At 69.3% G+C, this 11,618-nt stretch carries 10 protein-coding genes and 2 pseudogenes; 7 read left to right on the top strand and 5 right to left on the bottom strand.

Annotated elements, in window-relative coordinates; genetic code table 11:
• Both VGR06_RS02485 and VGR06_RS02480 read left to right on the top strand, forming a co-directional pair.
• Positions 1-193 (top strand): acyl-CoA dehydrogenase family protein (locus VGR06_RS02485; RefSeq protein ID WP_327557274.1); only part of this gene is annotated, 193 nt, incomplete at its 5' end.
• Between the two features lie 223 nt (positions 194-416).
• Entirely contained in the window at positions 417-1,442 is a 1,026-nt protein-coding gene (locus tag VGR06_RS02480) for a quinone oxidoreductase family protein (protein ID WP_327557273.1), read from the top strand.
• A gap of 105 nt (positions 1,443-1,547) precedes the next feature.
• On the opposite strand, the pseudogene VGR06_RS02475 reads toward VGR06_RS02480, so the two are convergent.
• From VGR06_RS02475 to VGR06_RS02465, 3 genes and pseudogenes are all read right to left on the bottom strand, one after another.
• Positions 1,548-1,933, bottom strand: a pseudogene (locus VGR06_RS02475) (IS21 family transposase); the annotation flags it as partial.
• Positions 1,933-2,403: pseudogene (locus VGR06_RS02470) on the bottom strand (transposase); the annotation flags it as partial. The pseudogenes VGR06_RS02475 and VGR06_RS02470, both read right to left, overlap by 1 nt.
• Positions 2,404-2,843: 440 nt before the next feature.
• On the bottom strand, positions 2,844-4,748 hold the full coding sequence (locus VGR06_RS02465) for a S53 family peptidase (protein ID WP_327557272.1): 1,905 nt from the start codon (positions 4,746-4,748) through the stop codon (positions 2,844-2,846).
• Between the two features lie 498 nt (positions 4,749-5,246).
• Between VGR06_RS02465 and VGR06_RS02460 the strand changes: the two genes are divergently transcribed.
• The 3 genes from VGR06_RS02460 (at position 5,247) to VGR06_RS02450 (ending at position 7,583) form a co-directional block, all read left to right on the top strand.
• Positions 5,247-5,759 (top strand): hypothetical protein, encoded by a 513-nt coding sequence (locus VGR06_RS02460; RefSeq protein ID WP_327557271.1) that lies wholly within the window; start codon positions 5,247-5,249, stop codon positions 5,757-5,759.
• Positions 5,684-6,160 carry a hypothetical protein gene (locus tag VGR06_RS02455; protein ID WP_327557270.1) on the top strand — a complete coding sequence of 159 codons (477 nt, stop codon included), beginning with the start codon at positions 5,684-5,686 and terminating at the stop codon, positions 6,158-6,160. The genes VGR06_RS02460 and VGR06_RS02455 overlap by 76 nt, the downstream gene beginning before the upstream one ends.
• A 952-nt stretch (positions 6,161-7,112) precedes the next feature.
• Positions 7,113-7,583 (top strand): nitroreductase family deazaflavin-dependent oxidoreductase, encoded by a 471-nt coding sequence (locus VGR06_RS02450; protein ID WP_327557269.1) that lies wholly within the window; start codon positions 7,113-7,115, stop codon positions 7,581-7,583.
• 269 nt (positions 7,584-7,852) lie between these two features.
• Here VGR06_RS02450 and VGR06_RS02445 read toward each other — a convergent pair whose 3' ends face one another.
• Positions 7,853-8,188: a TfoX/Sxy family protein gene (locus VGR06_RS02445; RefSeq protein WP_327557268.1), complete on the bottom strand. Its 336-nt coding sequence runs from the start codon at positions 8,186-8,188 to the stop codon at positions 7,853-7,855.
• A 482-nt stretch (positions 8,189-8,670) separates the two neighbouring features.
• Between VGR06_RS02445 and VGR06_RS02440 the strand changes: the two genes are divergently transcribed.
• Both VGR06_RS02440 and VGR06_RS02435 read left to right on the top strand, forming a co-directional pair.
• Positions 8,671-9,162 carry a hypothetical protein gene (locus tag VGR06_RS02440; RefSeq protein ID WP_327557267.1) on the top strand — a complete coding sequence of 164 codons (492 nt, stop codon included), beginning with the start codon at positions 8,671-8,673 and terminating at the stop codon, positions 9,160-9,162.
• 178 nt (positions 9,163-9,340) lie between these two features.
• Entirely contained in the window at positions 9,341-9,802 is a 462-nt protein-coding gene (locus VGR06_RS02435) for a hypothetical protein (protein ID WP_327557266.1), read from the top strand.
• Positions 9,803-10,082: 280 nt separating this feature from the next.
• Here VGR06_RS02435 and VGR06_RS02430 read toward each other — a convergent pair whose 3' ends face one another.
• The gene (locus VGR06_RS02430) at positions 10,083-11,486 is read right to left on the bottom strand and encodes an MDR family MFS transporter (RefSeq protein ID WP_327557265.1); all 1,404 of its coding nucleotides are present in this window, start codon (positions 11,484-11,486) and stop codon (positions 10,083-10,085) included.
• Between the last annotated feature and the right edge of the window lie 132 nt (positions 11,487-11,618).

The raw sequence follows: 11,618 nt of genomic DNA, 5'->3' as shown, positions 1-11,618 counted from the left end.
GGCGCGCACGATCCTCGGCGCGAACGGCATCACCCTCGACCACTCGCCACTGCGACACGCCGACAACCTCGAGAGCGTGCGGACCTACGAAGGCACCGACGAGGTGCACACCCTCATCATGGGCCGCGCAATCACCGGTATACCCGCTTTCCAACAGGCCCCCGGCGGTGCGCCCCTGTCCACAACGCCGTGAGCCGACCGCGGAGCACCACCGCGGCACTCGATCACCTCGGCGCCGACCCGTCGACAGCATGGACACCCTACCCACCCGGTACCCCGACCGAATGGAGCCCGCTCGTGAGCAACTCGCTGTTGTACAGAATCCTTCACGCGAGAGACCGCGACCTCGCGCCGATCGAGCGTTCGCAGCCCGTCGGGCATGTCCGGATGCCCTTCCTCGAACCAGGCGCCTGACCGTGCGCGCCGCGGAGATTCAGACACTCGGTCGGCCACCCGTCGTGGCCGAGCGTGACATGCCGGCGGCCGGCCCGGGCCACGTCCTGGTCGAGGTGACCGCCGCGCCAATCACTCCCCTGGACGTGCTGTGCGCCTCGGGCGCGTCATACCTCGGTGACCCCCGCACCCCCTACGTCCCCGGATTGCAAGGGGTCGGCACGCTGGACGGCCGGAACGTGTGGTTCCCGACCTCCGCGGGAACGAGGCCCGGCCACGGCAGCATGGCCGCCGTGGCGGCAGTGGCGGAGGCCGACGTCGTCGTCCTGCCCGACCGAGCCGACCCTGTGCTCGTCGCCGCGCTGGGACTGTCGGCTGTGGCCGCGTACATGGCTCTGACCTGGCGTGGCGAGCTGACTTCCGGCGAACAGGTGATCGTGCTCGGCGCCGGAGGCGTGGTCGGGCAGGCCGCCGTCCAGCTCGCCCGCGCCGCGGGCGCCCGTCGCGTGATTGCCGCGGCCCGGTCGGTCGCGGCGCAGGCCAGGGCGCGGGAGGCTGGCGCAGACGCCATCGTTGCGCTCGACACCGACAGTGTCGACGAACTCGCCACCCGGTTGGCGGCCGCCGCCGATGGACCGGTAGACCTCGTGCTCGACCCGCTCTTCGGCGTCCCTGCCGCGGCCGCGGCCCGAGCGCTCGGCCGGGACGGGCGGCTGGTGAACCTGGGCAGCTCTGCCGCCGAGACCTGCCCGGTCGACTCGTCCACGGTGCGCAGCCGGTCTCTGCGCCTTCTCGGCTATGGCAACAATGCGCTTACTCGCGAGCAGCGGGCAGCCGCGCTCACCACCATCGCCGAGCACGTCGCTCGCGGCGAGCTGACCGTCGCCCACAAGACCATACCGCTCGAACAGGTCGCTGCCGGTTGGGAACGCCAAGCGGCGGGATCCGCGGTCGGACGCATCGTCGTGACCATTTCAGGGTCTACCGAATGCGGCGAGTACGCGTCTGATGCCGGATCGTGGCGCCCGGGTCCCTGCTGCCCTGCTTGAGGCTTCGCCGAGTTACTTGACTCATTCCAGAGACGGGTGGGACGTTGAGGCTGATGGTTCCGTCGTCCGAAGTTGTGCTGCGCGAGGCAGGGCTGCGCTGACGCCGCGCAGGTTCGCCTCCGTCGGAACCAGATCCGCTTTGGCTATCTCCACCGTGGCCTCAACGCCGCCCTTGGACTCCGGATCGAACGGCTCGCACGAGTGCACGGTGGCGCCGTAGTGCCGCCCCGCCGCCACGACCGTGGGGTGGCGCACCGCGACCCCGGCCACGTGCTCGACCGTGACCGTCTTCGCGTTGTCTCCCAACAGATACGCCGGAACCCGCCGAGTCGCCGCAGCGTCGCGTCCAGGCAGGCGATCAACGTGCCCATTGTCTGGTCCCAGACCGAGAATCACCACCCGGAACCGCGACCAGGCCAACCACGCGCAGAGCAGGTACGTCTTACGTGCACCCGCGGCCCGTCGCCCCAGTCGAACTGCAGCCACAGCCCGCGCCGACAGTTTCGGGGCGGCGCGCGGTGGTTGGGTGGGCGTGTCGGTGTAGCGCGGCGATGAGCTGAGGCATCTGTTTGTAGCCCCTTGACGCGGCGGAACGAACGCTGCACGTTGAGCATGCCGGGCGGCTGTCCAGCGCAGCACCATCTGCCCGCCGTGCCAGCGGCTCACGTTGCGGTTGGTGGCTCTGGCGATGGAGATCATCGACTCTATCGGGTGGAGGTGGTCAACGTCCTGGCCAGGGGTGCCGGTGATGCCAGGCGGCCGACGGTGAACAACTCCACCCGTCCCTCGCCAGCGAGGCGGCCGCACCGGGGTACTTGCGCTCCAATGCCGTGGCGAGGGCCTTGAAGTCGCGCAGCCCGGCGGCCGCGTCCGGGTTGTTCAGGACGCGAACGAGTTTCAGGTCGACCCAGCTCCGCTCGGTCTCGGGCAGATGTTCAGCCGTGTTCCGTCTCTTGTGGACAGCAACGGCGCGCCTTCGGGACGAGCTACACCTTGGGCGCGACGTACCAAACCGTACCGAGTGGTCAGCCCCATCGCACCACGATCACGACCCCGCCAACCGCGACCACCCACCGGTTCATCGGGTCGACGCCGGTCTGCGGCGCAACTGCACTCATGCCCGCCCCGGACCCGTCCACGCTCGCTGCCGGTGCCACCCAAGCCGCAGGGATCCTCGACGGCTTGAGCACGTCTGCGGCCCGGGAGGTGGGGTGCCTACACGGAACCCGGTGGTGCGTGCGCATCTTCGGCACCCTCCCACCGCCCCGGCTCGCGATGCCACTCGAAGAGATCCTCGAACGCGCCGGAGTCATGAGGTCTCACACGCATGCCCATGTCGGTTGCGGTGAGGGAGGCCGCCGATTTTCCGGCGGCCTCCCTCGACTTGCTGACGGTGCTTCTTCAGTGTCCGAATGTGGCCAGGAAGTTGGCGCCCGGTGTCCCGAGGCCGGTCACGTTGTCCCAGCCGGGACCGGTGTGCTGCGACGGCGAGCCGGAGTAGTCGTCGAAGGTGCGCAAGAAGTCGGACGTTCCCGCGCTGGCGTCGACGCCATTGTTGAAGTTCCGGCGCGCGACGGCCGTCTTGACCGACCGGACGTCGTAGAAGGCGCCCGGGTGGGCGTAGAACAGCGGGTTGGCGAAGCCGTGGGGCGTGCCCGCGGCCTGGTCGGCGAGCGCCATCAGGCCCGCCATGATGGGGCTCGATAGGCTCGTCCCGCCGATGCGGTACTCGTCGTAGTACGTCCCGTCGGGGAAGGTCTGCGTCTGCCCGACGAGCAACCCCGTCTGCGGGTCGCCGAGCGCCGCGATGTCGGGGACCGCGCGACCCGTTGTCGATAGGCCGTAGCCGGTCTGGTAGGACGGCCTGCCGAAGAGCTGGCTCACGCCGCCGCCGGCGCCGTACAGCCAACCACTGCGGGTACACGCCAGGGTGGTCGTGTTGCATGTGTAGGAGGAGGTGCCCCAGCCAGTCTCGAGGGCCCGCGTGTTCGCCTGGTCGATGCCCAGGCTGGTGCCGCCGACGGAGGTGACCCATGGGCTCGACGCCGGCCAGTCGGTGGTCGGGAAGCCGAAGCGTGAGCTCTCGTCGCCATTATCGCCCGAGGAGAAGTAGATGCCGATGCCCTCGATAGCCGCCTGGATGAACGTCTGCTCCTGCGGAATCACGTAGCCGGGTGGGAGTAGCTCGGTCGCGAAGCCGTAGGAGTTGGTGACGATCTGGGCCAGGTGTCGGTCGACGACGTGGTTCATCGCCGCGTCCAGATCCTGGTAGTTGTTCGGTGCGCCGACGTAGACGATGTTGGCCGCCGGGGCCATGCCGTGCACGGCCTCCACGTCGAGGGTTTCCTCGCCGGACCAGCCCTGCGGGTCCTGCACCGGGTTCTCCGGCCGGCGGAAGATGCCGGGCGCCACGACCTGTGAGAACTGCCCGGCGGTCATGGTCGGTAGGCCGCGGTTGGTCGACCACTGGTTGACGTCGGCAAGGATGGTCGGCGACGCATAGGCGTCGATGATTGCCACGGTCTGCCCGGCACCGTTGTAGCCGCTGATGCCGTAGGCGCCCTTGATCTGGGCCGGGGTGTAGCCGCGGACGGTCCACGGGGCGGTGGCCGGGTTCGTCACAGCCGTGAAGCCCGCCGGATAGGCGTACGGCGAGGACAGCTGCGCCCAGTAGGTGGACAGCGGCGGCGCGTTGCGGAAGCCCGCCGGCGGTGGCGCGTTCCCGTCCACCCGGCTATTCGGGTGGACGAACTCGTAGCTCTGGTCGATCCCGACCGCGCCAGAGACGAGGCCCGCGATCGACGCCGGCACGTTGAGGTTGCTTGCGGGGGCCCGCAGCTGCTTGCCGTCAACGTTGTAGAGGTTGAGGCTGGTGCCGAACGCCGCCTCGAGCTGGCCGACGGTGCCCTCCGCCGCGATGAAGTGGTTGTTGGCGGGCACGTAGTCGACCTTGAGGCCACTGGTCCGCAGCCACTGCTGGACGGCGGCAACGTCGCTGCTTGTGGGGGCGAAGCGCTGCCGGAATTCGGCCGGTGACAGGAAGTGGCGGTAAGAAGCACTCCGCGGATCCGACACGGCACCCGCAAGTGCTTGCGCGGTGTCCGCGTTCCGCCACCCAAGATAGAGACGGAACCCGATCGTCTGATTGGGATCGGCGTGCCGCACCAGGTTCGCCGAGCTGGCCCACGACGGCTTCGTGCCGGATACGGCCACCCCAGAACCTGCGTACGCCGCCCCGCCGGCCAGGATCGAGCCAAGCACCAAGGCGGCGGAGATCGCCGCCGCGACCGACCTTCGGTTTCTCACGATCTGCTCCTCTTTGTTCACCGCACAGACGGGAATCCCTGAGATTCTCCCGCAGGAGGCTGTATCGAAGAATCCCGAATTCGGCCATGAGATCGCTGGCCGAGTTGCGTGGAGATCTTGAAACCGCTAGCAGTGGTGATCTTGCTCGTTGGGTCGAATCCCACGCCCTCCGCTTGACCAAGCGCTGCACGGCGAGCGCACACCGCGCAAGAACCACACGAGCGCTGGAACGTCGTAGGATCTGTCCTTCGTTCCACTCCGGACTGAGCGGGAGCTGCCCGCCTGCAAAGCGGGTTCCTGACGGCATCCGGTTCGAGTCCGGCCAAGGCTTCCAGCTTCTCGTGCCATTTCCCGCTGTGGAGCCGCGCGGTCGGGCGTTGGCGCTCGCCGTCGCTCATAAGGACGGGTTGCCCGGTTCGAGGCGGGGGGCCGCGACGATATTCAAGACGCGCCGAAGGTCGCCGCCGTTGGGAACGTGAGGCAGGGACGAATACGCCCGTGTGGGGGCTGGCCTCGGTCGCCGGCGAGGCGGCGGAGGCGGATCTGCTGGCCGTGGTGGCGGCGCGCGCTGGCATAGGCGAGGACACGCTGCTCGACGGGCTGCGCGAGGCGGTTGCCCAGCAACTCGTGCTGACGGAGGCCGCCGGAGAGCGGTACGTGTTCCGGCACGCGCTAGTGCGGGAAGCGGTCTACCAGCACATTTTGCTGGGCGAGCGGCGGCGGCTGCACGCTTGCATGGCTGAGGTCTTGCAGGAGCGGCACCGGGACGGACACGATGCGCGAGTCCTGGCGGAGCTGGCCCATCACTGGTACGCCGCGCGCGACGATTATCGAGCCCTAGCCGCCGCGGTGACCGCCGGCCGGGCGGCGGTCATGGCCTTCGCGCCCGCCGAGGGGGTGCGGCAGTTCGAGCGGGCTATTGCGCTGTGGGACCGGTGCCGGACGTCGGTACCGGGACACCGCGGGAACGGGTGGACCTGCTCAGCGCCGCCGCGGAGGCCGCCGATCTGATCAGCGATTGGGCTCGGGCGGCCGCTCACCTCCGTTCGGCGTTGGACCGCATCGACCGCGCGGCGGAGCCTCTACATGCGGCGCGGGTCATGCTGCAGCTGGCCAGGTGCATGTGGGGGACAGACCGCGCCGCCCGGCTGCGGCGGGATGTGGCGAATCCTCGACCGCAGCGGCACACTGGCCTGCTGAAGTTCCGCTCGTCACCGTTGTCGCCAGGATCGCCGAGGCTGCGCCAGGAACTGATCGCGCCGGCCTTCGTCGCGGTGGTTCCGCAACCCGACCGGTACCTGGTGGTCGCAGGCCAGCTGGGCGTTGAGCCCTGGGACATCGTGCTCGAAACGGAAGATCCCCCGGCGGCCGTCAACCGGGTCGAGCAGCTCCTGGTCGACTGGCATCGGTGATGTCAGCCAAACGTTCCGCAACGTCGCCGCCTCTGGCAGCGAGTAGCGAGAGCAAAGGAGCTGAACGCGACAGAACCGGTTGCTCGGCTGACTTGGTTGGCGATGGTGGAGGGCGCTTTCTGGCAGCTGCCCTCAACGAGTCGGCGTGTGCTTGAAGCTGTGCCGCATTGTGGCGGATATCGGCCGACCGGGCTACGTTGCGCAACGCTCGGTCAGCGGCATGTGCGTGCGCCGTTCTGTGGTATTGGATCAAGCGTCGGATCTCGACACGAGCTCCGGGCATCTCGTCGCTGCGAAAGGGTGCGCTTGCTGGCCTTGGCTGATCGACACGCTCATTCCCCTACCGCGATCGAACCGACCACCTGTCACCTGCGTGTACGACGGACCTCGCGCCAGCCTCGTGCGCGCTTCCCGGACAGCGGTATGACGGGGGAAAATCTGGGGACGACAACCGCAGCGTGGGAGGTGGCGGTATGGCCGATATTGCGGTGCCGATCATTGCTGCGTTGCTGGTCGCGCTCGGACTCCTCGGTCGGGTTCCTACGTCACCGGCGAGCCGGCGGCCGATTCCCTACGATGGCGCGGCGGCGGCCGGACCGGCCGACGGCCGTCGCGGCGGGTGAGGCGACCGATAGTGAGCGGCAACAACTACTGCTTGAGACCGCGTTCCTCGCCGGGGAGGTGCCCGCCGTGTGGTGTCGGCAGCAGATGGCGGCGATCGCGGCTGGCACCGCGCAGCACCACCCGAGCCTCTAGTTGACCGGTTCGGCTTCCCACGAGCGGCGGCCGTACGGCGGCAACGTTCGAGTGCATGATCATCGCCTTGATAAGTTCCCGAAGAGTCGGATCTGCAATTCACCGTTGGCGACAACAATCCGGCGATCACCCTGGACGCTGACGGTCAGCCGCAGCGCGGGTTCGTCGACTCCCTGGTGGATCGGCGGCCCCCGGGATGGAGGAGCGTGTGGCGGGACCGGGAAGCGACGGCGCTGGCGCTGCGGCGGGCGTGACCGACAGCTCGATCGGTTGGGTCGCGCGTCACATCCGACGGTACGTCGAGACCGATGGTCGCGACGGCCAGCGATGGTACGGGCACGACTCGTTGTTGCTGACCACCCGCGGCCGCATCACCGGCCGACCCCGCCGGACAGCGCTGTTCTACTGGCGCGACGGCGACGACTACTTGGTTGTCGTCTCCAACGGGGGTGTGCCGGCCTATCCGGACTGGTACCTCAACCTCTTACGGGACCCGGAGGTCGTCGTGCAGGTGGGCAGCGACATGTTCCTTGTGACTGCCCGGCCCGCAACCAGCGAGGAGCGGCCCCGGCTGTGGCAGCTGGTCATCGCCGGTCTGCCGCGATATGCCCGGTACCAGCGGAGGGCGAAGCGAGATCTGCCGGTGGTCGTCCTGCGGCCACACTGACCGGTCGGCGCGGGGGTCGCCGCGCGAGCGCTTCAGATGTCAGGTGATGCCGTCCCTGAGGTACCGGCCCGGGGTCAGGCCGACGATGCGCTTGAAGTGCCGGGTCAGGGTGGGCCTGGTCGCAGAAGCCGGCCTGGGCGGCGACGGTGGTGATCGGTAGCCCCGCGCGCAGCAGCGACCTGGCATGCCGTACCCGAACCTGCGTCTGGCAGGCATGAGGCGTCATCTCGACCGGTATGGCGCTGGGGCGCCGAACCCGGTTCGGGAGGCTACCGCTTGGGGGGCAACGAGCGGGCGTAGGCGACGCCGCGGGCGACCCATCGCTTGAGCTGTCGGTTCGTCGTCAGGCCGTTCGGGTGGATGCGCAGCCAGCCGTCCATTTCCCGCCCTCGCATCACGAACCGGCGCGCGTTGGGGTCACTCAACAACGCTCCGGTATCGGCAGGATCGACACGAAGCAGGAGTCCGCCCTGGCCACTAGCACTAACCGCCATGTTGCCGTTGATCAGGAACGCAAGGCCGCCGAACATCCGCATCTCGGTGATGCCTTCCTCAACTTGAACAAGCTCCCGTACTCGGTTGGCGAGCTCCTCGTCGTAGGCCATGGCGGGAGTGTTGCACTAACGGCGCTGTCAGTCAGGGGCCGGCCGGTACGAGATGGGTGGCCGCCTTCGGCGCGCCCGGTACCAGGCAGGCACTGCGGAACTCGCGGCGGAACAGGACGCGCCGCTACGCGGCAGATCAGCGCCATTGATCTTGGTTGGCGCTGCGGCAGAAGGGCTCCGGCTGGCGGGCAGCTTCCTCGAGACCTTGAACATAGGACTCGTGTGGCTGTTCGAGCAGTTTTGGCATGGCGACAACGCCGGCGCGTGGTGAACCCCGGGCGCGCGTTGGGCGGGTATTAGTGCGTGTATGCCGGGTCTGTATTTGCCGCGGTGTGGCGGTGCAGTCAGCCGCCACGGTCTGTTCTGGGCGTACACCACCCAACTGTCTGGTCGCCAGCACGAACGTGGAGAGGTGTTCGCATTCTTCGGGTGATCGTCGGTTACGCTGACCCAACAATCGACGTTCATGGAGTGTGTTCGGGATGGCATTGTCAGAGCTCGCCGCGGTGGAGGCGGCGTATCAGGTGTTGCACCCGCTGGACGCCGCTGGCCGTCGGCGGGCGTTGCAGTGGTTGTCCGACGCGTTGAGCGCCGAAGGGCCACTGCCAGAATCCGCGCCCGGGACGGCCACGTCGGCAGGGCCGGCCGGCGGGGACCGCGGGCCGGAACGCGCACCCGCCACCGAGTCGGCGTCGACCCGCACCCCACGACGACGCGCCAGCGCCGAGGCCACGGCGGCGCAGACCCCGGCGGGCCGTCGGCGGGTCGCGGCGGCCGGACAGGCCGCCGCGCCGGTGGAGAGCCGGGAGCGGGTGTACCGGCGGATGCCACCCGCCGAGGAGGTGATGGCCGCCTACCAGCAGGTCGGCAGCGTCAGCGGACTCGCCGATCATTTCAACGTTCCCCGGCACACCGTGCAGGGCTGGGCCCGGCAGCTGCGTAAGCAGGGCCACGCCATCGGCCGAGTCAACTGAACCACGCCGCAGAGTCAGCAGAACGCCGACTCGACCGGCCAGGGCGGCGCCGACGCTGTGCAGGCGATGAGGTCGCCGAACGTCGACGCACAGGACAGCGATGAGGAGCCTCACGAGGTCTCGAATCGCGGCGCGCCCGACCGGTCGGCGGCAGATCCGGTCGTCTATAACCTTTCGGGTGCCCACGCGCACCGCGGTGGATCCGTGCGTGGATCAGGCGTCGCAAATCGCGGATCACTGCTCCGCCGGGATGCCGGGCACCGTGCTCCTTACGATATCTGCACGATATCTGCGCGGGGATGTCGTCGAGGTCGAGGCGGAACCAGTCGGTGTCGGTCAGCGGGTGCAGGGTGGCGCCGCGACCGGAGACCCTTACCGCTGGCAGGGGCGAACCGTCGGGCAGGACGAGACGGTACTCACCGCGGTAACGGAGGTGCCTGCCGTCGAGCTCGCCGACGACCAGCCGGTCACGATCGGGACCATAACCGCCGTGCAGCGCGACCGTCGTTCGCTCACGGCCAGGGCGCGGACCCCGGACGCGACACGGTTCTGCCAGCCGGTGGGGGTGTCACCATCGGTGCGCATCACGGGAAGCCCGAGCAGTAGCACCCGGGCGGCAGCAATCCCGATCCGCCTCTGAAGAACAACTGACTCGCGCCGATTGACGGCTACGGACGTCAGGGTGCCGGGTTGCTCCAGACGCCGTGGTGGGGATGCCGGTAAGAAACGTGTCACCAGCCGCAAACGGGCTTTGATCGCGGCAAGCGGGCGGGTGATCGGGGCTTCAGCTGATTGAAGCGGGGGGGACCTGCTCCGGTCGACCTTGGTAGAGCGCGAGTTGCTTCGGCCACGGCGATCCGCTCACCGAGAACACCGCCGCCCAGCTCCGCGCCGCCGCCGCAAGCGCAGCCCAGCAGTAGTCACCGCGCCGCGGAACGTGCGGCGTCGACGGCGCGGACCGGGAGGCGGAGGGTCAGGAGCAGAGCGAGCAGGGTGAAGACGATCGACCACCAGAAGGTGACGTCGAAGGCGTGGGGCGGGGTGTGGGCGGCTAGCGCGCGGGACAGGACCACGGCCAGGACGGCGGTGCCGAACGAGCCGCCTATCTGCTGGGCCACGCGGGTGATGATGCTGGCGTGCGGGACCTCGTCCTTGGCCAGGCCCACGTAGGAGGCGGCCATCACCGGGATCGTGACGGCGCCCAGGCCGATGCCGCGGACCACCAGGGTGGCGACCAGCCACCAGCGGTTGGTGTGGTCGCCGGCCAGCGCGAACGGGACCGTCGCCACCGCCACCACCAGCAGGCCGGTGAATGTCACCCAGCGGGCGCCGAGGCGGTCGGTGAGCTTGCCGGCCAGGCCGCGGCTGGCGAGGATGCCGACGCCCTGGGCGGCGATCAGTAGGCCGGCGGTGAACGCGCTCGCGCCGCGCACCTGCTGGAAGTAGAGGGGCACCAGCAGCATGCCGCCGTACAGGGCGAAGCCGGAGAGGAACAGCAGGGCGCTCGCGGCGGAGAAGGACGGGACCCGGAACAGGCGGACGTCCACCAGAGCGGCGGCGCCGCGCTGCCAGGCCCGGATCGCGAAGGCGGCCAGCAGCGCCACGCCCGCGGCCAGTGGGAGCAGGACCGACGGGTGGGTGAAGCCGTCCTCGACCCCCACCCGGGCCAGTGCGAAGACGACGGCGGCTATGCCGGGTGAGACCAGGGCCAGGCCGACCGCGTCGAGCCGGGCGCGGCCGGTGCCGGGCAGCGGGGGCATCAGGCGCCAGGCCAGCAGCAGCCCGGCCACGCAGAACGGGACGTTCACCCAGAAGATCCAGCGCCAGCTCAGGTGCTCGACGATGAGGCCGCCGGCGAGCGGGCCGAGGATCGGGCCGAGCAGGACGGGGAGCGAGACCACGGCCACCGCGCTGCCGAGCAGATCGCCGCCGGCGGCCTGGATCAGCAGCGTCGTCAGGACGGGCAGCATGAGGCCGCCGCCGACGCCCTGCACGACCCGGCAGGCGATCAGAGTGGGCGCGTCCACCGCGAGGGAGGCGCCGACCGAGCCGGCCAGGAAGATCAGCAGGGCGGCCATCCAGACCCGCTTGCCGCCCCAGCGGTCGAGAAGCCAGCCGGTGATCGGGACGGCCACGCCGAGGGCGAGCAGGTAGCCGGTGGTCACCCACTGGACGGTGGCGACGCCGACGTGCAGCTCGCGGCCGAGGGTGTCGAGCGCGACGTTGACGATCGTGGTGTCGAAGACGACGGCGAGCACGCCGACGAGCAGGACCGCGGCCAGGCGGATCAGGCCGGGGTCGAGCTTCTGCTTGGTCGTGGTCATGGGAGACCCCCGCGTAGATAAGATACAGTGACGTATCTAGTAGTACGCCGCCGGAGGCCCCAGGTCAATAAGATGCGAGAGTGTATCTAATGTCGGGTGAGACGCGCCGCCGCGGAGCGGAGCTCGAGGAGG

Source organism: Actinophytocola sp. (assembly GCF_036002505.1).
Classification (GTDB): Bacteria; Actinomycetota; Actinomycetes; order Mycobacteriales; family Pseudonocardiaceae; genus DASYTH01.
Note: the sequence above shows the minus strand (reverse complement) of the source record. Positions and strands in the feature narration are given on the sequence as shown.